This window comes from Serratia sp. TSA_130.1, from assembly GCF_052691795.1.
The window spans coordinates 24,001-44,357 of sequence record NZ_JBQZFS010000003.1 but is presented as its reverse complement, the minus strand read 5'-3'; the positions used below and the strand labels follow the sequence as shown (position 1 = coordinate 44,357).

Annotated in this window: 17 protein-coding genes and 3 tRNA genes; 2 read left to right on the top strand and 18 right to left on the bottom strand. The window is 60.3% G+C overall.

The features are described from left to right. Nucleotides 1-84 precede the first annotated feature (84 nt). The 14 genes from rlmB to nnr all read right to left on the bottom strand — a co-directional run bounded on the left by rlmB (nt 85) and on the right by nnr (nt 16,500). Nucleotides 85-816, bottom strand: a complete 732-nt coding sequence (rlmB, locus tag ACUTQY_RS13270; protein ID WP_004933653.1) for a 23S rRNA (guanosine(2251)-2'-O)-methyltransferase RlmB — start codon at nt 814-816, stop codon at nt 85-87. Between the two features lie 61 nt (nt 817-877). Beyond that, nucleotides 878-3,352, bottom strand: a complete 2,475-nt coding sequence (gene rnr / locus ACUTQY_RS13265) for a ribonuclease R (RefSeq protein ID WP_046688099.1) — start codon at nt 3,350-3,352, stop codon at nt 878-880. Nucleotides 3,353-3,411: 59 nt separating this feature from the next. After that, entirely contained in the window at nt 3,412-3,837 is a 426-nt protein-coding gene (nsrR, locus tag ACUTQY_RS13260) for a nitric oxide-sensing transcriptional repressor NsrR (RefSeq protein WP_015376391.1), read from the bottom strand. A gap of 233 nt (nt 3,838-4,070) precedes the next feature. Then, nucleotides 4,071-5,369: an adenylosuccinate synthase gene (locus ACUTQY_RS13255; RefSeq protein ID WP_025159583.1), complete on the bottom strand. Its 1,299-nt coding sequence runs from the start codon at nt 5,367-5,369 to the stop codon at nt 4,071-4,073. A gap of 98 nt (nt 5,370-5,467) precedes the next feature. Further along, nucleotides 5,468-5,668: a DUF2065 domain-containing protein gene (locus ACUTQY_RS13250; RefSeq protein WP_004933666.1), complete on the bottom strand. Its 201-nt coding sequence runs from the start codon at nt 5,666-5,668 to the stop codon at nt 5,468-5,470. 63 nt (nt 5,669-5,731) lie between these two features. Beyond that, entirely contained in the window at nt 5,732-6,736 is a 1,005-nt protein-coding gene (gene hflC / locus ACUTQY_RS13245) for a protease modulator HflC (RefSeq protein WP_004933669.1), read from the bottom strand. Nucleotides 6,737-6,739: 3 nt separating this feature from the next. After that, nucleotides 6,740-7,990 (bottom strand): FtsH protease activity modulator HflK, encoded by a 1,251-nt coding sequence (gene hflK / locus ACUTQY_RS13240; protein WP_033641626.1) that lies wholly within the window; start codon nt 7,988-7,990, stop codon nt 6,740-6,742. A 68-nt stretch (nt 7,991-8,058) separates the two neighbouring features. Beyond that, nucleotides 8,059-9,339 (bottom strand): ribosome rescue GTPase HflX, encoded by a 1,281-nt coding sequence (gene hflX / locus ACUTQY_RS13235; RefSeq protein ID WP_033641625.1) that lies wholly within the window; start codon nt 9,337-9,339, stop codon nt 8,059-8,061. Nucleotides 9,340-9,437: 98 nt separating this feature from the next. Continuing rightward, nucleotides 9,438-9,746, bottom strand: coding sequence for an RNA chaperone Hfq (gene hfq, locus ACUTQY_RS13230; RefSeq protein ID WP_004933678.1), 309 nt, complete (start codon nt 9,744-9,746; stop codon nt 9,438-9,440). 114 nt (nt 9,747-9,860) lie between these two features. Continuing rightward, a complete protein-coding gene (gene miaA, locus ACUTQY_RS13225) occupies nt 9,861-10,802 on the bottom strand; it encodes a tRNA (adenosine(37)-N6)-dimethylallyltransferase MiaA (protein ID WP_033641624.1) in 942 nt (313 codons plus the stop codon). Next, nucleotides 10,795-12,678, bottom strand: a complete 1,884-nt coding sequence (gene mutL, locus ACUTQY_RS13220) for a DNA mismatch repair endonuclease MutL (RefSeq protein ID WP_046688098.1) — start codon at nt 12,676-12,678, stop codon at nt 10,795-10,797. Before mutL ends, miaA begins: the two co-directional genes overlap by 8 nt. A 22-nt stretch (nt 12,679-12,700) precedes the next feature. After that, nucleotides 12,701-14,497 (bottom strand): N-acetylmuramoyl-L-alanine amidase AmiB, encoded by a 1,797-nt coding sequence (gene amiB / locus ACUTQY_RS13215; protein ID WP_033651497.1) that lies wholly within the window; start codon nt 14,495-14,497, stop codon nt 12,701-12,703. Between the two features lie 7 nt (nt 14,498-14,504). Further along, nucleotides 14,505-14,975, bottom strand: coding sequence for a tRNA (adenosine(37)-N6)-threonylcarbamoyltransferase complex ATPase subunit type 1 TsaE (gene tsaE, locus ACUTQY_RS13210; RefSeq protein WP_025305017.1), 471 nt, complete (start codon nt 14,973-14,975; stop codon nt 14,505-14,507). Between the two features lie 10 nt (nt 14,976-14,985). Continuing rightward, nucleotides 14,986-16,500 carry a bifunctional ADP-dependent NAD(P)H-hydrate dehydratase/NAD(P)H-hydrate epimerase gene (nnr, locus tag ACUTQY_RS13205; protein WP_046688097.1) on the bottom strand — a complete coding sequence of 505 codons (1,515 nt, stop codon included), beginning with the start codon at nt 16,498-16,500 and terminating at the stop codon, nt 14,986-14,988. Here nnr and queG point away from each other — a divergent pair. Continuing rightward, a complete protein-coding gene (queG, locus tag ACUTQY_RS13200; protein WP_046688096.1) occupies nt 16,499-17,638 on the top strand; it encodes a tRNA epoxyqueuosine(34) reductase QueG in 1,140 nt (379 codons plus the stop codon). The genes nnr and queG overlap by 2 nt on opposite strands. A gap of 311 nt (nt 17,639-17,949) precedes the next feature. Here the strand turns inward: queG and ACUTQY_RS13195 are convergent. From ACUTQY_RS13195 to orn, 4 genes are all read right to left on the bottom strand, one after another. Next, nucleotides 17,950-18,025 (bottom strand) — tRNA-Gly (locus ACUTQY_RS13195). Nucleotides 18,026-18,079: 54 nt separating this feature from the next. Further along, nucleotides 18,080-18,155, bottom strand: a tRNA-Gly gene (locus ACUTQY_RS13190). Nucleotides 18,156-18,221: 66 nt separating this feature from the next. Further along, nucleotides 18,222-18,297: transfer RNA gene (locus ACUTQY_RS13185), tRNA-Gly, on the bottom strand. 192 nt (nt 18,298-18,489) lie between these two features. Then, complete coding sequence (gene orn, locus ACUTQY_RS13180; RefSeq protein ID WP_033641618.1) at nt 18,490-19,035, bottom strand: oligoribonuclease; 546 nt, start codon at nt 19,033-19,035, stop codon at nt 18,490-18,492. 245 nt (nt 19,036-19,280) lie between these two features. On the opposite strand from orn, the gene rsgA reads away from it, so the two are divergent. Further along, the gene (gene rsgA / locus ACUTQY_RS13175; RefSeq protein WP_033641617.1) at nt 19,281-20,330 is read left to right on the top strand and encodes a small ribosomal subunit biogenesis GTPase RsgA; all 1,050 of its coding nucleotides are present in this window, start codon (nt 19,281-19,283) and stop codon (nt 20,328-20,330) included. Nucleotides 20,331-20,357 lie beyond the last annotated feature (27 nt).

Sequence of the window (20,357 nt, the reverse complement as noted above, 5' to 3'; positions counted from 1 at the left end):
AGTATGGTCGGCGCAGAGATTTCTGCCGCAGGCGGGATCACAAGAGGGGGAATTAACGGGAGCACGGCGCCCCCGTCAGAAGAATCAGCCGCGCTGGCGCACCGCTTCGAACAGGCAGATGCCGGTGGCGACCGACACGTTCAGTGAAGAGACGGTACCGGCCATCGGGATGCTGATCAGCTCATCGCAGTGTTCGCGGGTCAGGCGGCGCATGCCTTCGCCTTCCGCGCCCATCACCAGCGCCATCGGGCCGGTCATTTTGCTTTGATACAGCGTATGGTCGGCTTCGCCGGCGGTGCCGACGACCCAGACATTCATCTCTTGCAGCAGACGCAGCGTGCGCGCCAGATTGGTCACGCGGATCAAAGGCACGTTTTCGGCGGCGCCGCAGGCCACTTTCTTGGCAGTGGCGTTCAACTGGGCGGAACGATCGCGGGGCACGATCACCGCGTGCACGCCGGCCGCATCGGCGCTGCGCAGGCAGGCGCCGAGGTTATGCGGGTCGGTCACGCCGTCCAGCACCAGCAGGAATGGCGTTTCCACGCTCTCCAACAAGCCCGGCAGATCGTTCTCCTGATACTGACGCCCTTCGCGCACCCGGGCGATGATCCCCTGGTGCACCGCGCCTTCAACCTTGTCATCCAGCCATTGGCGGTTCGCCACCTGGATCACGATGCCGGTCGCTTCCAGCTCGGCGATCAGCGGTTGCAGGCGGCGATCTTCGCGGCCTTTCAGGATAAACACTTCCAGGAAGCGTTGCGGATCGCGCTCTAACAGGGCTTTGACGGCGTGGATGCCGTAAATAATTTCGCTCATGATGCTCTTTTAAAGTCGTGCGGCCGGCGATAACCGGCCGATGGTAACGATGTGCGGCAGGTTAAGCCTGCTCGGCACCTTTCTTCTTGGCTGCGCGTTTGGCTTTGGTCGCCGCCGCGATTTTCCGCGTTTTGTCGGACGCTTTCTTGGCTTTCTTTTTCGCCTTCTTCATGTTGTCCGCGGGCTTGGCGTCATCCTGCTTACGGAAGGCGCTGTCCGGCTCGAAGTTGGCCGGCGGTTTGCCGCCGCGGCGCTTGCCGCGCCCCGCATTGCCGCTGTCGCGCAGCGTGCGCTGGCCGCCCTTCTTGGCGCGATCGCGCTCGGTTTTGCCTTCACCGCGCGCTTTGCGGTTGCTGGACACCAGCGCGAAGTCGATCTTGCGCTCGTCCATATGCACCGCATCCACGCGGATCTCCACCGTATCCCCCAGGCGATAGACCGTGCCGGAAGACTCGCCGATCAGGCGCTGGCCGATATTATCGTAGCGATAGTAATCATTATCCAGCGTTGATACGTGCACCAGCCCGTCGATGAACAGATCGTTCAGGCGCACGAAGAAGCCGAAGCCGGTCACGCTGGAGATGATGCCGCTGAACACTTCACCGACGTGATCCTGCATGAAGTCGCACTTCAGCCAGTCGGCGACGTTGCGCGTCGCTTCGTCCGCGCGGCGCTCGGTCATCGAACAGTGTTCGCCCAGCTGCAGCATCTCTTCGAATTCGCTGTGCCAGCCGCCGGTCGGCGTCCAGCGCTCTTTCGGCTCGCCATGCTCTTTGGCCAACTGGTATTTGATCGCGCGGTGCAACGCCAGATCCGGATAACGGCGGATCGGCGAGGTGAAGTGGCCGTAAGAGGCCAGCGCCAGGCCGAAGTGGCCGCGGTTTTCCGGATCGTAAATCGCCTGCTTCATCGAGCGCAGCAGCATGGTTTGCAGCATTTCGTGGTCAGGGCGCTCGGACACTTCATCCATCAGCACCGCATAGTCCTTCGGCTGCGGCTTGTTGCCGCCGCCCAGCGTCAGCCCCAGCTCGCTCAGCACGCTGCGCAGCGCAGAGATGTGGTCGTCGCTCGGACGATCGTGCACGCGGTACAGCGCCGGCTCGTTGCGTTTCTCGACGAAGCGCGCGGCCGCCACGTTGGCCATGATCATGCACTCTTCGATCAGCTTGTGGGCGTCGTTGCGCACCGTCGGCTCCACGCGCTCGATGCGGCGTTCGGCGTTGAAGATGAATTTGGCTTCTTCGGTTTCAAACGCGATGCCGCCGCGCTCGGCGCGCGCCTTATCCAGCACCTTGTACATGGCGTGCAGCTCTTCCAGGTGCTTGACCAGCGGGTGGTAATGCTCGCGCAGCTCCTGATCGCCCTGCAGAATGTGCCACACCTTGTTGTAGGTCAGGCGGGCGTGGGAGCTCATCACCGCCTCGTAGAACTTGGCCGTGGACAGGCGCCCCTGGGCGGAGATGGTCATCTCGCACACCATGCACAGGCGATCGACCTGCGGGTTCAGGGAGCACAGCCCGTTGGACAGCACTTCCGGCAGCATCGGGATCACCTGCGACGGGAAATACACCGAGTTGCCGCGGCTGCGCGCTTCGTCGTCCAGCGCGGTGCGTGGACGCACATAGTAGCTGACGTCGGCGATCGCTACCCACAGGCGCCAGCCGCCGCCGCGTTTTTTCTCGCAGTACACGGCATCATCGAAGTCGCGCGCGTCTTCACCGTCGATGGTGACCAACGGCAGCTTGCGCAGATCGACGCGGCCCTTCTTGGCCGCTTCCGGCACCTGTTCGCTGAGATCGGCCACCTGCTTTTCCACCTGCGGTGGCCAGGTATGCGGGATCTCATGGGTGCGCAGCGCGATATCCACCGCCATGCTGGTGCCCATTTTGTCGCCGAGGATCTCGACGATCTTGCCGACCGCTTTGGTGCGGCGGGTTGGGCGTTGAGTCAGCTCCACCACCACCATGTAGCCCATGCGCGCACCGCTGACGCTGTCCGCCGGGATCAGAATATCGAAGCTCAGACGGCTGTCGTCCGGCACCACGAAGCCGGTACCGGCATCCATGAAGAAGCGGCCGACGATCTGGCTGGTTTTCGGCACCAGCACGCGCACGATGCGCGCTTCGCGACGCCCTTTGCGATCCGCGCCCAGCGCCTGCGCCAGCACCACGTCACCGTGGATCGCCATTTTCATCTGTTCGGCGGACAGATAGAGATCGTCTTTGCTGCCTTCAACGCGCAGGAAGCCATAGCCGTCGCGGTGGCCGATCACCGTGCCGCGCAACAGGTCCAAACGCTCCGGCAGCGCGTAGCACTGGCGGCGGGTAAACACTAACTGGCCATCGCGCTCCATGGCGCGCAGGCGGCGGCGCAGCGCTTCCAGCTGTTCTTCGCCGCTGAGGCCCAATTCGTTGCCCAGTTCTTCGCGGCTGGCCGGCGTTTCTCGTTTCGCCAAATGGGCCAGGATATATTCACGGCTGGGGATGGGAGATTCGTATTTTTCTGCTTCTCGTTCCAGGAATGGATCTTGTGACATTGCGGTTCCTCCGTTGTCATCAGCAGGATGACGTTGAGCCTTGTCTTCTCAACGTCGTTTTATTCGACAAGCAATAGCTTGTAGAGCGGCGGATTGTCTTCGACCATGTCGGCCAACGTATGCTTATCCAGCTCTTCAAGGAAATTCTGTACGCCCTGTTGGAGCACCTGCTTCAATCGGCAGGCAGGGGTGATGTGGCAAAACTCGCTGCTGCAGTTAACCAGCGCAAGCGGCTCCAGCGCCCGCACGACATCGCCGAGGCGAATGCTCTCGGCCGGTTTGCCCAAACGGATGCCGCCATGCTTGCCGCGCACCGCCGTGACAAAACCGACCCGGCTCAACTGATTGATGATCTTCACCATATGGTTGCGAGACACGCCATACACCTCGGTCACTTCCGAGATACTGGTCATCTTGTCCTGCGGCAACGAGGCCATGTAGATCAACGCCCGCAGACCATAATCAGTAAAACTTGTTAACTGCACATCTTACCTCTGGGTATGACTTTACCCGTCTGATACGCCGCTTTTCGGCGCTATTCAAAAGATTACTCATTGGATAATAAACCAGCCGGAGAGTTCGTCGCTAATTATTTAGCGAATCCCGCGCCCTAAGGCGGGTTTATGAAAGGATTTTTTGACGTGAAACCGCAATCGGAGGGAGTCAGGATAAAAACAAACCGGGACGCGCCCGGTTTGTTTAATGCCGCAAAGCCTGATTATGCGTCGAACGGGTCGCGCAGGATCATGGTTTCGCTGCGATCCGGGCCGGTAGAGATGATGTCTACCGGTACGCCGGTCACTTCTTCGATGCGCTTGATGTAGTTCAGCGCAGCCTGAGGCAGCTTGCTGTGCTCTTTCACGCCAAAGGTGGTTTCGCTCCAGCCCGGCATGGTTTCGTAGATAGGCTCAATGCCTTCCCAGCCTTCAGCCGCCAGCGGAGTGGTGTCCACTTCACGGCCGTCCGGCATGCGGTAACCCACGCAGATCTTCACTTCTTTCAGGCCGTCCAGGACGTCCAGTTTGGTCAGGCAGAAGCCGGACAGGGAGTTGATCTGCACCGCGCGACGCACCGCTACCGCGTCCAGCCAGCCGGTACGACGACGACGGCCGGTGGTGGCGCCGAACTCGTTACCCTGCTTGCACAGGTACTCGCCGGTTTCATCGAACAGTTCGGTTGGGAACGGGCCTGCACCCACGCGAGTGGAGTAGGCTTTCACGATGCCCAGCACGTAGTCCACATAACGCGGGCCGATGCCGGAACCGGTAGCCACGCCGCCGGCGGTGGTGTTGGAAGAGGTCACGTACGGGTAAGTACCGTGGTCGATATCCAGCAGGGTGCCCTGAGCGCCTTCGAACATGATCAGATCGCCACGCTTGCGCGCGCCGTCCAGCAGTTCGGAAACGTCAACCACCATCGCGGTCAGGATATCGGCGATAGACAGCACGTAGTCCAGCGTCGCCTGATAATCGACGGCTTCAACTTTGTAGTAGTTGACCAGTTGGAAGTTGTGGTAATCGACGATCTCTTTCAGCTTAACGGCGAAGGTTTCTTTGTTGAACAGATCGCCGACGCGCAGACCGCGACGAGCCACTTTATCTTCGTAAGCCGGGCCGATGCCGCGACCGGTGGTGCCGATCGCTTTCGCGCCGCGCGCTTTCTCACGCGCGTTATCCAACGCAACGTGGTAAGGCAGGATCAACGGGCAAGCTTCAGAGAGTAACAGACGTTCGCGTACCGGGATGCCACGCGCTTCGAGTTCACCCATTTCTTTCATCAACGCGTCCGGCGCCAGAACAACACCGTTGCCGATGATGCTGGTGACGTTTTCACGCAGAATGCCTGAAGGAATTAAATGAAGAACGGTTTTTTCACCGTTGATTACCAGAGTGTGGCCAGCGTTATGGCCACCTTGGTAGCGCACAACATATTGAGCCCGTTCAGTCAGCAGGTCTACAACCTTGCCTTTACCTTCGTCACCCCATTGGGTGCCCAGTACGACGACGTTCTTACCCATTTTTCAAAATCACCGATTGCTTAAAAATGGATTCTACCACCGTAATTTTCGATTTTCAGCACTTTTAGCATACGATTGCATAAATTTTGGGCTAGACTTTAAAGACCCGTGCGGCCGCTCAACATGTAGTAGATCACGCAGCCCGCAACCACTATTCCACCGCCAAATCGCCGCAGCGTCGCGTCCGGCAATTGCGACATCGCCACAATCATTTTGCGCCAGGCCTGCGGAAACAGCATCGGCCCCAGTCCTTCCAGCACCAGGACCAGCCCGAGCGCCAGCCAAATCGTTGAGTTCATGCATCCCCCAAAAACGAGAAAGGGCCCGCGAAAACGGGCCCTCGATCAGATTGCCTGCCGCGCTTATTTGCGCAGGGTATCAGGCGACTTCATGTAGCGGAAGAAATCACTGTCCGGGCTCAGTACCAGCACGTCCTGGTTGTCCTTGAAGCTGGCTTCATAGGCACGCAGGCTGCGGATAAAGGCATAGAAGTCCGGATCCTGGCTGAACGCGTTGGCGAACAGCTTGGCTGCTTCAGCATCGCCTTCACCACGGGTGATACGCGCCTGACGCTCGGCTTCCGCCAGGGTACGGGTCACTTCGTAGTCCGCGCTGGCACGCAGTTTCTCGGCTTCTTCCTGGCCCTGCGAGCGCAGGCGACGGGCTACCGCTTCACGCTCGGCGCGCATACGCTGGTAGATGGCGTCGGAGACTTCGGCCGGCAGGTTGATCTGCTTGATACGCACGTCGATCACTTCGATGCCCAACGCCGCCATGCTGTTCGGGTTCACCTGCGGCTGTTTGCCGGTGGTTTCCCGCTCAACGCGCGCCGCCGCAGAGGCGATAGCGTCATCGGCTTCGGTGGTCGCCACTTCTTCGCCGTCACCCACGGTGCCGGTGTTCAGCGCGTCACGCACGTCAGACATCAGCTTGCCGCGCGAGTCGGTCACGATGTCTTTCACGTCCAGGCGGCCGATTTCGGAACGCAGACGGTCGCTGAACTTACGCTTCAGCAGCACTTCGGCCTGGGAGACGTCGCCGCCGCCGGTCGCCAGATAGTAGCGGCTGAAGTCGCTGATGCGCCACTTCAGATAGGAGTCAACGATCAGGTCTTTCTTCTCGCTGGTCACGAAGCGATCGGCCTGGTTGTCCATGGTCTGGATACGCGCATCCAGGTTCTTCACGGTCTCAATGAACGGGATCTTGAGGTGCAGACCCGGCGCATACACCAGCGGCTTGTTTTCGCCGTCGCGCAGCACCTTGCCGAAGCGCAGCACGATGCCGCGCTGGCCTTCCTGCACCACGAACAGCGAAGCGTACAGCACCACCAGCACCGCGAGGACAATAACTACAAAAGACTTACGCATTGATTACTCTCTCCCTACGCGAGTGGTGTCGTCACGCTGCGCATTCGCCCGGCGCTGATCCATAACCGATCCGCTGCTGGTGCGCGGGGTGCTGCTGTTGGCAGCCGGCGCTGGATTCGGATTGAGGCGAATCAGGCTGGTATCCTTGTTGCCGCTCTCCGTCGCCGCGCCTTGGCCGCGCAGCATCTGATCCAGCGGCAGCACCATCAGGTTGTTGCCTTTGTCGCTCACCAACACCTTACGGGTATGGCCCAGCACTTTTTCCATGGTTTCGATATACAGACGCTCGCGGGTGATCTGCGGTGCGGACTTGTATTCCGGCAACAGCTTGGCAAAGCGCGCCACCTCACCCTGAGCTTCCAGGACGGTGCGGTCTTTATAAGCCTTGGAGTCTTCCAGCAGACGCTGCGCCTGGCCGTTCGCACGCGGCTGAACTTCGTTGGCGTAAGCTTCCGCTTCACGGATGTATTGCTGCTCGTTCTCACGCGCGGCGATCGCATCGTCGAACGACGCCTTCACCTCTTCCGGCGGACGCGCCGCCTGGAAGTTGACGTCCAGCAGCGTGATGCCCATGTTGTAAGGACGAATGGTCTCTTCCAGCATGCGCTGCGTATCGTTACGCACCACGGTACGGCCTTCGGTCAGGATGCGATCCATCGAGTATTTGCCGATCACGCCGCGCAGGGCGCTGTCGGTCGCCTGGCTCAGGCTGTCGTCGGCATTGACGACGCTGAACAGGTACGCTTCCGGGTTGGTCACGCGGTACTGCACGTTCATTTCCACGCGCACCACGTTTTCATCGGAGGTCAGCATCACGCCGGACGCCGCCAGCTCACGCACGGATTCCACGTTCACCGGACGCACGTCGTCGATGAAGGTCGGCTTCCAGTTCAGGCCCGGCTGCACCAGGTGGCTGAACTTACCGAAACGCGTCACAACGCCGCGCTCGGCTTCCTTGATGGTGTAGAAGCCGCTGGCGGCCCAGATCACCACCACGGCAACCGCCGCGATACCGATAATGCGGCCGCTGAAACCCGGGCCGGAGGCCCCGGTGCCGCCGCTATTGCTGTTGGAGCCTTTGCCTCCGCCAAAACCGCTCAATTTCTTGCTCAGTTTGCGGAAGATATCATCCAAATCAGGTGGCCCTTGATCACGACCGCCTTTGTTGTTACCGCCAGAGTTGCCGCCATTGTTATTGCTGCTCCCCCACGGGTCGCGGTCCTGTCCGTTATTACCGGGCTGATTCCACGCCATGTTTTAGCTCCATATTCTGTGATTGGGTACTTCAGGCTTTCGCGAAGCATAAATGTAACAGGATATGATCATACGATAAAGTCAATCAGGTCCTGTTCTTGCTTGCAGAGACGACGCCATTCGACGATCGGCATTCGCACCACCACGCCAATGCTGCCGTCCTCTTCGTTCCACTCTTTTTCAATCGCCTGAAGCTGGTAAAAACGGCTGCGAAGACGGCCTGCCCGTGGCGGTAAGCGCAATTCGTAATGCGCGATCTCCCCCGATAAGCGCTCCGTCAACGCCTGATACAGCAACGGAATACCCTCTCCGCTGGCGGCGGACAGCCACACCCGGATCGGCAGGTTTTCATCGTTGCGGTCGATACGCGGCACAAAATCGTCCAGCATATCTATTTTGTTCATCACTAACAGTGTAGGGATTTCATCCGAGTCTATCTCCGCCAGCACGGTGTTCACCGCGTCGATGTTCTCGTCGACGCGCGGATCCGCCGCGTCGATGACGTGCAGCAGCAAAGAGGCCTGGCGCGTCTCCTGCAGCGTCGCCTTGAAGGCGGCCACCAGATCGTGCGGCAGGTGCCGGATAAAGCCTACGGTATCCGCCAACACGGTATCCCCCACGTCCGGCACATCAATGCGCCGCAACGTAGGATCCAGGGTGGCAAATAGCTGGTCCGCCGCATACACCTCGGCAGACGTTATTCGGTTAAACAGGGTGGATTTGCCGGCGTTGGTATAGCCCACCAGCGATACGGTCGGCACATCGGCGCGGGTCCGCGCACGTCGGCCTTGTTCACGCTGCTTCTCTACCCGCTCCAGGCGGCGCAGAATCAAGCTGATGCGATCGCGTAACAGGCGACGGTCGGTCTCAAGCTGGGTTTCCCCCGGCCCGCGCAGGCCTATCCCCCCTTTTTGCCGCTCCAGGTGCGTCCAGCCGCGTACCAGACGCGTGGCGATGTGACGCAGCTGCGCCAGCTCCACCTGCAGCTTACCTTCATGGGTGCGGGCACGCTGGGCGAAAATGTCTAAAATCAGCCCGGTGCGATCGATCACCCGGCATTCGCACAGGCGCTCGAGGTTTCTTTCCTGCGCCGGGGAAAGGGAATGATCAAACAGGACAACAGACGCGCCGCTGGCTTTCACCGCATCTGCAATTTCTTCGGCCTTTCCTTCGCCGACAAAGTACTTCGGATGCGGGGCTTTGCGGCTACCAGTCACCACTTGCAAAGCTTCGACACCGGCTGAGGAGACCAGCGATTCGAACTCGCTGAGATCTTCCGTATCTTTGTCTTGCGAGAAATAGATATGAACCAGTACGGCCTGCTCACCGGCTTCATAACGGTCAAACAAGCGTGCAACCTCTCAAACGGACACTCACCGTGAGTTTGGGGGACATAAACAGCACGCGGCTGCTTATGCTCCCCGTCATGGTTGACTTGCAACGCGCTTTATTCAGCGTCATCGCTTTCCTGCTGCGGCTGTTGCTGCGCAGACGGATTGTTACCATGGTGATAGTTGCTTGAACCGCCGCTCGGATTGTTGCTGTGATGCGAGACCGGGCGTGACGGGACAACGGTAGAGATAGCGTGCTTGTACACCATCTGGCTAACCGTGTTCTTCAACAGGATGACAAACTGGTCAAAAGACTCAATCTGGCCTTGCAGCTTAATACCATTCACCAAATAAATAGAAACCGGAACACGTTCACGACGCAATGCGTTCAGGAACGGATCTTGCAAAGATTGCCCCTTAGCCATTCTATCTTTTCCTTATTTGCTTGTTGTTTGTAACTAAGAACCTGTCGGCTCTAAAATAAACGACGTAAAAAATTTGCGCGCTGAATACTCAGCAATTGTACACAATCACCCAACCTATGCACTAACAACCTGTGTCACCGAGTCCAAAGCCTCTCCCGGCTTTTCACTGTCCAACCAATGGACCGACTCCCAACCCCGTAACCAGGTCATCTGGCGTTTAGCCAACTGACGTGTTGCGCAAATACCACGATAAACCATCTCATCGTAACTAATTTCACCAGACAAGTATGACCACATCTGGCGGTAACCGACACAGCGAATGGAGGGCAAGTCCGTATGCAAATCACCCCGTGCGAAAAGTGCACGCGCTTCCGTCTCAAAACCCGCCGCCAACATTTGATGGTACCGCAGCTCGATGCGTTGATGGATCAACTCACGGCTGGTCGGCGCTATCGCAAATTGGTGAACTTGATACGGTAACGATTCACCCGAAATTTTAGTCAGTTCCGTTAAAGTTTTACCCGAAATAAAAAAAACTTCCAGTGCTCTGGACAGTCTCTGCGGATCATTCGGATGAATTCTCACTGCCGCGACCGGATCGATCGCCTGTAACTGACGGTGCAGCGCCTCCCAGCCCTGCTCCGCCGCTTGCCGTTCGATGCGCTCGCGCACTGCGGGATCGGCGGACGGCAACGGCGACAATCCTTCCAGCAACGCCTTGAAATACAACATGGTGCCGCCCACCAACAGCGGAATGCGGCCGGCGGCGGTGATGTCGGCCATCTCTTTCAGCGCATCGGCGCGGAACTCCGCAGCCGAGTAAGCTTCGGCGGGATCGCGAATATCGATCAGCCGATGCGGCGCCTGCGCCAATTCTTCGGTGCTCGGCTTGGCGGTGCCGATATCCATGCCGCGATAAATCAGCGCGGAATCGACGCTGATCAGTTCCACCGGCAGGCGCTCGCGCAGCGCGATCGCCAGCGCGGTCTTGCCCGAGGCGGTCGGCCCCATAATGAAAATAGCCGGGGGACGTGATGTCATTTCAGTTTCAGTCATGCTTGAGGGCCGCCAGTGCGGCCTGTAAATCAACGGGTTGTAAAAGTCCGTTCGGTGGCGATTTGACCAGCTGCGGGCAAAGTCGTTCAACGTCGGTCAGCAATTGTATCGCTTGCGAGGTGTTCCACTGTTCATGTTCGCTGCCGAGACGGCGAGCGAGCCAGGTGGCCAACACCGCGGGCGACATCTCCTGATGCTCGGCCAGATAGCCTAACAGTTCGGGTATCAGTTTTTGTAAATTTTGTTGGCGTAATGGTAAAGGCACTGCGCGCAGCGTCACACGGCCGTGATCCGTCTGCAAATCCAGCCCCATCATCGTCAGCAGCGCCTGATGCCGCGCGATGGCCGCCGCTTCGTTCTTGTCCAACGTCAGCTTGACTGGGATCAGCAGCGGCTGCGGCCGCAGCCCTTCCGTCGGCGGATTGAGCTGCGCCTGGCGCAGCCAGCGCTCGGCCACCGTCAGGTTGAGCAACGCCGGCTGCTGGCGCTGTTCAATCAGCGCGTAGCACGGCGGATGGATCATAAGCACCCGGCCAAAGCTGTGTTGCCCGCTCGCCAACGGCGTTTCCACGGCGGCTTTCACCGGTGGGAACAGCGGCGGCCGACTCGGGGCTTCCGGCGCGGCCTCAGCCTGCGGCTCGGCGGCAGGCCGCATCAGTTTGCCGTACAGCTCGCCTTCGCGTTTCTGGTAACCGCCCGCCGTTTGCCAACCGGGCTGCGGCGCGCGCTCGCGCGCAGCGCCGGCCGGTGGCGGCGTTTCGCGACGCGGCGCCGGCTGTGAAAAATGGTTGCCGCCGGCGGCGACGCGGTTTTCCTGCTGCCAGACCGGCGCAGGCGCCTCGTCAGGCGCTTCCGCCAGCGGCAGCGACGGCGTCTGCCCGGCCTGTTGCAGCACCGTGGTCACCGCCTGGTAGATAAAATCGTGCACCAGCCGCGCCTGATGGAAACGCACCTCGTGCTTGGCGGGATGAACGTTGACGTCCACCTGGTGCGGATCCACCTCCAGATACAACACGTAAGCGGGCTGCTGATCGTCTTTCAGCTGATCCTGATAGGCCTGACGAATGGCGTGGTTGATCAAGCGATCGCGCATCATGCGGCTGTTGACGTAGCAATACTGCATTTCACCCAGCTGGCGCGCCCCGTCCGGATCCGCCACCCAACCGCGGATGCTCAGATCGCCATGCTGCCAGTCGATGTTCAGCGCATGCTGCAAAAACGCCGGGCCGCAGATGCTGCCCAAACGGCGCTCGTGCTGGCTTTCTTCCTTCGCCGCCCGATATTGGCGGATCAGTTTGCCGTTGTGGCTGAGGTTGATCGCCACATCGAAGCGCGCCAGCGCGATGCGCCGCACCACTTCATCGATATGGCCGAATTCGGTTTTCTCGGTGCGCATGAATTTGCGGCGCGCCGGGGTGTTGTAAAACAGATCCAGCACTTCCAGCGTGCTGCCGACCGGGTGCGCGGCGGGTTTGACCGTCACCGCCTGTTCGCGCCCTTCGGCATAGGCTTGCCACGCTTCGCTCTGGTCTGCGGTGCGCGACGTCAGGGTCAAACGGGAAACCGAGCTGATGCTGGCCAGCGCTTCGCCGCGAAAACCGAGGCTGACGATCGCTTCCAGGTCGTCGAGCGTGCTGATTTTACTGGTGGCGTGCCGCGCCAGCGCCAGCGCCAGATCGTCCTTGCCGATGCCGCAGCCGTTGTCGCGAATGCGGATCAACTTGGCGCCGCCGCGTTCGATATCGATATCGATGCGCGTCGCACCGGCGTCCAGGCTGTTTTCCACCAGCTCTTTGACGACCGACGCGGGGCGTTCGACCACCTCTCCGGCGGCGATCTGGTTGGCGAGCTGTGGCGGTAACACCTGGATAGGCATGCTGACTCCTGTAGCGGTGGCGCTAGGCCTGCGGAATGGTCAGCGTCCGATCCAGCGGCGCGACGTCCGACTTCAGATTATTGACCCGTTTCAAATCGCCGACGCTGACCCCGTAGCGAGAAGCGATGGAGGACAGCGTGTCCCCGCGGGCCACTTTATGTTTAGACGGCTTCTTCGCCGGCGTTTTCGCTTTGGCGACGGCGGTGACGGCGGCGGTTTTCCCCGCCGGCACCTTCAGGCGTTGCCCGACCCACACGCCGTCTTTCTTCAGTTTGTTCAGATCCCGCAGCGCCGCCATGGTCGTGCCGTAGCTGTCGGCGATGCCGGACAGCGTCTCCGCCCGTTTCACCACGTGGATCTGGGTCTTGCCGCTTACGCTGCGGCTCGCGCCGGCCGAGCTGACGATAGGCTCAGGCTGGCGCACGTCTGGTGTTGAGGTGTTAACCGCCGCTGCGACGTCCAGCGGTCGGTTTTCCACCTTTGGGTCGGCTTGCAGCGGATGCGCCAGGAAGTAGCTGCGCAGGCCGTTATGAATGGCCTTGGCAATCTTCTCCTGATACGCGCTACTGCCCAGCAGCCGCTCCTCCGTGCTATTACTGATAAATCCTGTTTCCACCAGCAGCGATGGAATATCCGGCGAACGCAGCACGCCCAGGCTGGCGTGTTCCGGCCGGCGTTTATGCAACGATCCGACGCTCTGCAGCTGCTGCAGCACCTTCACCGCCACATCGTAGCCAACGCGCTGCGAGTGGCCGAACTGCAGATCCAGCACCGCCTGGCTCAGATAAGGGTCGGCCTGGCTGTTGGCCAGCAAGTCGCCGGCGCCGCCGAGCAGCTCGGACTGCTTCTCATGCTGTTCGAGCCAACCGGCCATTTCGCTGTTGGCGCGGCGATTGGACAGCACCCAGACGGAAGCCCCGCTGGCGCTGCGGTTTGGCGCGGCGTCGGCGTGGATGGAGACCAGTACGTTGGCGCCCTGTTTACGCGCAACGTCGGAACGCCCCATCACCGAAATAAAATAGTCGCCGTTACGCGTCAGCACCGGCTTGAACTGCGGATCGGCGTCCAGCATCGCCTGCAGGCGACGCGCGATGGCGATAGTGACATTCTTCTCCTTCAACCCGCTCGGGCCAATGGCGCCCGGATCCTGGCCGCCGTGGCCGGCGTCGATCGCCACCACCACCCGATCGCCGGAACCGGCGGAAACGCGGCTGCTGCGTGGCGTCACCTCAGTGGCGGTGCCCGCGACCACGCTCTGTTTATTGGTAAAGGGATTCGATCCCGTCGGCGCTTTGCGCAGCGGCGGCTCCGGCGCTTCACGCACCGCGACCGGCGCCTGACGCGGCGGTTGGCTGACGGCGACCGGCGCAGGCGTTTGGACCGGCGCTTTACGCGCCACGGTATTGACGCCGCCTTCGGCCGTAAGGGTGAATACCACGGTGTGCACGCCGCCGTTCTGGCGGGTGGAGACGCGGGTTTTAGCGCGCTGAGTCAGATCAAACACCAGGCGCACGCTCTGAGCGTCTTTCGGCGCGCTGGAGCGAATGCTTTTCACCAGGTTTTGGCCGCTGAAATTGAGCGGCAGCCCGCCGACCTTGCCTTTCTGGTTGACGTCCAGCACCACGCGCTCCGGGCCGTGCAGCGGGAAAAACGCGTAGTCCGGCGGGCCATTGAAGCTCACCGACACCGTCGCTTCGCGCTGGGCGTTGGACACTTTGATATCGGACAGCGAGGACGCCGCCAGCGCGTTCAACGCGCCGAGCGGCCCCAGCACGGCGATCAGCATGATGACCGCAAATTTTTTCAACGCATGCGTCATTGCAACATCATCCCTGTGATCCATGAATACGGTCTAACAGCTGGCTGCCGTAAGCAGAAATCGCCTCGATCTTCGCCTCTCGCCCCTCGCCCTGATAGCTGAGGTGCAGCGCCAGATCCGGCTCCGGCAGCACGCCGGTGCCCTGCTGTGGCCATTCGACCAGGCAGATGGCGTCTTGCGCGAAGTAATCGCGAATGCCCATAAATTCAAGCTCTTCCGGATCGGCCAGGCGATACAGATCGAAGTGATATACCGCCAAGGGCTGCAAGGCATAGGGCTCCACCAGCGTGTAGGTCGGGCTTTTGACATTGCCCTGATGCCCCAACGCCTGCAGGAAGCCACGGCTGAAGGTGGTTTTACCGGCGCCCAGGTCGCCGTAGAGATAGATGACGCTGGCGCGATCGCAGGCCTTGGCCAAAGTGGTGCCCAAAGCGACAGTCGCTGCCTCGTCCGGCAGAGGTAAAACGAGTTCTTTCATTCGATAAAGTCTATTTTGCCCACTCAGGGTTAACGAAATGAAGGATGTCCGGCAGTAAATCGGTCGCCAACATGCCTCTTGTTCCTTGTCTTTCCGCTACGCGATCGCCGGCCGCGCCGTGTACGACGCAGCCCGCACAGGCGGCATCATACAGCGAGAGCTTTTGCGCCAGCAAACCGCCGATGATGCCCGACAGCACATCGCCCATGCCGCCGGAGGCCATGCCGGCATTGCCGACGTCGGCGATCGCCATCTGGCCCTGCTCATCGGCGATCAGCGTGCCGGCGCCTTTCAGCACCGCCACGCCGCCATAGCGCGCCGTCAGGTTACGCACGGCAAGTAAGCGATCACTCTCGATGTCGGCAGTGCTGCAGCTCAACAGCCGCGCCGCCTCTCCGGGATGCGGAGTCATCACGCGATTCTGCCGTTTCTCGGGATTTAATGCCAGCAAGTTCAGCGCATCGGCGTCCCACAAGGCCGGTTTATCGCTGGTTTGCAGCACGTTCAAGGCGTTTTTGCCCCACTCAGCCTGGCCCAGCCCCGGGCCAATCACCAGCACGTCCGCCCATTGCATCGCCTGCCGCAAGGCCGTCTCGTCCAGCGCCTGCGCCATCAACTCCGGCCTGGCCGCCAGCAGCGGCGCGACGTGCTCAATGTGAGTAAGCACTCGCACCAATCCAGCCCCGCTGCGCAGCGCCGCTTCCGCCGCCATGCGAATGGCGCCGCCGAATCCGCGGTCGCCGCCCACCAGCAGCAGACGGCCATGCTCGCCCTTATGGGCGCAGGGGCGCCGCGGATGCAGCCAGCGCGGCAACACTTCGGCGGTAAGCCGCTGAATCTGTTCCGGTTGCTTCGTCAACCAATCCGATAAGCCTAGCGTATTCTGATGAAGTTGCCCGACCCAGTCGCGCGCCTGCCCGGTCAGCAAGCCCGGCTTGAGGCCAATGAACGTGACGGTATGCGCGGCACGCACGACCGCGCCCGGCGCCGCGCCGCTTTCCGCCAGCAGCCCGGACGGAATATCGAGCGCCACCACCGGCGCCGAATGGCGGTTGGCGGCCTCGATCAGCGCATCGTAAGGCGCACGCGGCGCACTGCCCAGGCCGGTGCCTAACAGACCGTCGATAATAAGAGAGACGGATGCCGGCCAGCGGCTGTTCGCCGGCAGAATATCGCCGCCGGCGGCCAGCCAGGCCTCGCGGGCCGCTGCGGCCTCCGGCGGCAAAGGGCGTGCGCCTTCGCAGGCGATCACCGTCACCTGCACGCCCGCCGCCTTCGCCAAACGCGCCACCACATAGCCGTCGCCGCCGTTGTTGCCGTGGCCACAGAGCACCAGCCAGTGGTTGCAGCAGGGATAAGTGTCGCGCGCCAGTACGTAGGCCGCCTGACCGGCGCGCAGCATTAAATCGTAAAGAGAAAGACCGAGCGAGGCCGCCGCCGCAGGTTCCGAACGACGGATCCAATCCGCAGGCCAGATAGAGTGTGGTAAACTGTCAGCGTATGCTTTTTCACTGTGGCCCGTCATGACGCACCCCCTCGATCTCCATCAACTCGCCCAACATATCAAGCAATGGGGGCAATCGCTAGGATTCCAGCAGGTTGGCATCTGCGATACCGATCTCAGCCTGGAAGAGCCGAAGCTGCAGGCCTGGCTCGACAAACAGTACCACGGCGAGATGGAGTGGATGGCGCGCCACGGCATGCTGCGCGCACGCCCTCACGAGCTGTTGCCAGGCACGCTGCGGGTGATCAGCGTGCGCATGAACTATCTGCCGGCCAAGGCGGCGTTCGCCAGCACCCTGCAGAACCCGCAATTGGGCTACGTCAGCCGCTATGCGCTGGGGCGCGATTATCACAAGCTGTTGCGTCAGCGCCTGAAAAAGTTGGGCGATCAGATCCAGGCCTACTGCGGCGAACTGAATTTCCGCCCCTTTGTCGACTCGGCGCCGGTCATGGAGCGCGCGCTGGCCGCCAAGGCGGGCATCGGCTGGGTTGGTAAACACTCACTAATTCTTAACCGCGAAGCCGGATCCTGGTTTTTCCTCGGCGAACTGCTGATCGACCTGCCGCTGCCGGTGGATCAGCCGCAGGAAGAGCAGTGCGGCCGCTGCGTCGCCTGCATCACCACTTGCCCGACCGGGGCCATCGTCGCGCCCTACACCGTCGATGCCCGGCGCTGCATTTCCTATCTGACCATCGAACTGGAAGGCGCGATCCCGGAGGAATTCCGGCCGCTTCTCGGCAACCGTATCTACGGCTGCGACGACTGCCAGCTGATCTGCCCGTGGAACCGATTTTCGCAACTCACCGACGAAGACGATTTCAGCCCGCGCGCCGCGCTGCATGCGCCGCAGCTGATCGATCTGTTCAGTTGGACGGAAGAAAAATTCCTGCGCATCACCGAAGGCTCGGCGATACGCCGCATCGGTCACCTGCGCTGGCTGCGCAATATCGCCGTGGCGCTGGGCAATGCGCCTTATGAGGACAGCATCGTGCTCGCGCTGCGCACGCGTTTGGGCCAGGACGCCATGCTGGACGAACATATCCACTGGGCACTGGCGCAACAGCTCGCTCGCCGTGAAGCACAGGGCATCGAGGTGCAAACGGCGCAGAAAAAACGGTTGATACGGGCTGTGGAAAAAGGTTTGCCAAGGGATGCCTGACGGGGTGCGCCGCGCGGGCGTATCGCCCGAAATCTCACTCTGTGGATTTGTGCATAAAAATAAAAACACGTTGTCTTTCAACTGCAACAAAAAGAGCAAGTGATCGGCATAACGTTTTGGGATAAATAAATAAGCTTATAAATCAAATATATAAATATTTAATTTGTATGACGTTGATTTTTCAGGCTGGCGGGTTTATGTACAGAGGCTGTGGATAACTCTGTTCACAACGTTTTTAGCAGGTGTGTAAAACGGGACAAAAACCCGCGCCGGAGAAGGCGTTGGATTTGAGTTTGAAACGAAGAGAAAATTGGAGCGGGAAACGAGACTCGAACTCGCGACCCCGACCTTGGCAAGGTCGTGCTCTACCAACTGAGCTATTCCCGCATTGAGATGCTTTTGGCATCCGGTCACCAAACACTGGCGTGACCTTTGAATTTTTGGAGCGGGAAACGAGGCTCGAACTCGCGACCTCAACCTTGGCAAGGTTGCGCTCTACCAACTGAGCTATTCCCGCGTCGCATAGGTACTGCTTGATACTGCTTTATTTATTCATCATGCCGCATCGCGACATTGTTGAATTTGGAGCGGGAAACGAGACTCGAACTCGCGACCCCGACCTTGGCAAGGTCGTGCTCTACCAACTGAGCTATTCCCGCCCGGCGTATCGATGGTGGAACGTTACGAAATTCTTCATCGGTACGGGGTGCGCATTATACGAGAAATCCTTTTTGTCGCAAGCCCCTGAAAGCAAAAAAACGCGATTTTTGTTTGATTGCCGATTAAAGCGCCAGATTGGCGAATTAAGCGGCTAAAAACGGCGTTTTTTCCCCGCAGAGGCCGCCATCGCCTTAAAGCTGAATGAAATGTTCGCGGTAATAAGCCAGTTCGGCCACCGATTCGCGGATGTCATCCAGCGCCTGATGGGTGCCCTGCTTCTTAAAGCCGCCGAGAATTTCCGGCTTCCAACGGCGCGCCAGTTCTTTCAGCGTGCTGACGTCCAGGTAGCGGTAATGGAAGTAGGCCTCCAGCTCCGGCATGTAGCGGAACAGGAAACGGCGATCCTGGCCCACGCTGTTGCCGCAGATCGGTGATTTGCCGGCCGGCACCCATTGCTGCAGGAAGGCGATGGTTTCCAGCTCGGCGGCGCGATCGTCCTGCCGGCTGGCTTTCACCCGCTCCACCAGCCCGCTGCCGGTATGGGTGCGCACGTTCCACTCGTCCATCAAGGCCAGCTGCTCGTCGGATTGGTGCACGGCGATCACCGGCCCTTCCGCCAGGATGTTCAGATTGGCGTCGGTGACCAGCGTGGCGATCTCGATAATGCGGTCACGCTCGGGATCCAGCCCGGTCATCTCCAAATCGATCCAAATCAGGTTATTTTCGTTTGCTGTCATGATGTTTCCTGCCTAAAAGCCGAGAGAAAAACGCTGTGCGGACGAGACGACGGCCGCCGCCGATGGCGACACGCCGCAGCCGGCGGCTAACAACGGTTATTTAATATAAAATAGCGTGTATCATAGTCTTTTTGGTCGCCATGGGCGACATATACCCTGACGGGTTCAAGGCTGCGCCCGGGGCAAGTCCCCCGCCGCGGCTGTGCGTATACGTAAAGGTATAAAACCGATTCAAGTGAGGCGCAGTGAGTAAGAACAAACTGTCCAAAGGTCAGCAACGCCGCGTGCAGGCGAACCATCAGCGCCGTCTGAAGCGCGCCGATAACAAACCGGAACCGGATGATTCCCAGCTGGGCGAGCCGCAGGAAGGCGTCGTCATCAGCCGTTTCGGCATGCACGCCGACGTTGAGGCGCCGGATGGCACTCAGCACCGCTGCAACATCCGCCGCACGCTGCGTTCGCTGGTGACCGGCGATCGCGTGGTGTGGCGCCCCGGCCTGGGCGCCCATGAAGGGGTAAAAGGCATTGTGGAAGCGGTGCACGAACGCACCTCGGTGCTGACGCGCCCGGACTTCTATGACGGCGTGAAGCCGATCGCCGCCAATATCAATCAGATCGTCATCGTGTCGGCGATCCTGCCCGAGCTGTCACTGAACATCATCGACCGTTATCTGGTGGCCTGCGAAACGCTCGAAGTCGAGCCGCTGATCGTGCTCAACAAAATTGACCTGCTGGACGCCGAAGCGCGCAAGCTGGTCGACGGCATGATGGATATCTATCGCAAGATTGGCTACCGGGTGCTGGAAGTCTCCAGCCAAACGCGGGAAGGCATGGCGGAGTTCGAACAGGCGCTGGCCGGGCGCATCAGCATCTTCGCCGGTCAGTCCGGGGTCGGCAAGTCCAGCTTGCTGAACGCGCTGCTGCCGCCGTCTGAAGAGCAAATTCTGGTAAATCAGGTTTCCGACGTCTCGGGCCTCGGGCAACATACCACCACCGCCGCGCGGCTGTACCATTTCCAGCACGGCGGCGACGTGATCGACTCCCCAGGGGTGCGCGAGTTTGGCCTGTGGCACCTGGAGCCGGAACAAATCACCCGCGGTTTTGTCGAATTCCGTGATTATTTAGGCGGTTGCAAATTCCGCGACTGCCGCCACGATACCGATCCCGGCTGCGCCATTCGCGCGGCGATGGAGAAAGGCGATATCGCGCAAGAGCGGTTCGACAACTATCACCGTATTCTGGAAAGCATGGCGCAGGTGAAGGTTCGCAAGAACTTCACGGACGCCGCAGACTGACACTGACGAGCGAGCATTGACGACGGC

What these genes read in the sequence shown, in the direction of transcription:
- rlmB (WP_004933653.1), bottom strand. Translation starts at nt 816, where the DNA reads ATGAGCGAAATTATTTACGGCATCCACGCCGTCAAAGCCCTGTTAGAG.
- rnr (WP_046688099.1), bottom strand. Translation starts at nt 3,352, where the DNA reads ATGTCACAAGATCCATTCCTGGAACGAGAAGCAGAAAAATACGAATCT.
- ACUTQY_RS13255 (WP_025159583.1), bottom strand. Translation starts at nt 5,369, where the DNA reads ATGGGTAAGAACGTCGTCGTACTGGGCACCCAATGGGGTGACGAAGGT.
- ACUTQY_RS13250 (WP_004933666.1), bottom strand. Translation starts at nt 5,668, where the DNA reads ATGAACTCAACGATTTGGCTGGCGCTCGGGCTGGTCCTGGTGCTGGAA.
- hflC (WP_004933669.1), bottom strand. Translation starts at nt 6,736, where the DNA reads ATGCGTAAGTCTTTTGTAGTTATTGTCCTCGCGGTGCTGGTGGTGCTG.
- hflK (WP_033641626.1), bottom strand. Translation starts at nt 7,990, where the DNA reads ATGGCGTGGAATCAGCCCGGTAATAACGGACAGGACCGCGACCCGTGG.
- hfq (WP_004933678.1), bottom strand. Translation starts at nt 9,746, where the DNA reads ATGGCTAAGGGGCAATCTTTGCAAGATCCGTTCCTGAACGCATTGCGT.
- miaA (WP_033641624.1), bottom strand. Translation starts at nt 10,802, where the DNA reads ATGACTGAAACTGAAATGACATCACGTCCCCCGGCTATTTTCATTATG.
- mutL (WP_046688098.1), bottom strand. Translation starts at nt 12,678, where the DNA reads ATGCCTATCCAGGTGTTACCGCCACAGCTCGCCAACCAGATCGCCGCC.
- amiB (WP_033651497.1), bottom strand. Translation starts at nt 14,497, where the DNA reads ATGACGCATGCGTTGAAAAAATTTGCGGTCATCATGCTGATCGCCGTG.
- tsaE (WP_025305017.1), bottom strand. Translation starts at nt 14,975, where the DNA reads ATGAAAGAACTCGTTTTACCTCTGCCGGACGAGGCAGCGACTGTCGCT.
- queG (WP_046688096.1), top strand. Translation starts at nt 16,499, where the DNA reads ATGACGCACCCCCTCGATCTCCATCAACTCGCCCAACATATCAAGCAA.
- nnr (WP_046688097.1), bottom strand. Translation starts at nt 16,500, where the DNA reads ATGACGGGCCACAGTGAAAAAGCATACGCTGACAGTTTACCACACTCT.
- orn (WP_033641618.1), bottom strand. Translation starts at nt 19,035, where the DNA reads ATGACAGCAAACGAAAATAACCTGATTTGGATCGATTTGGAGATGACC.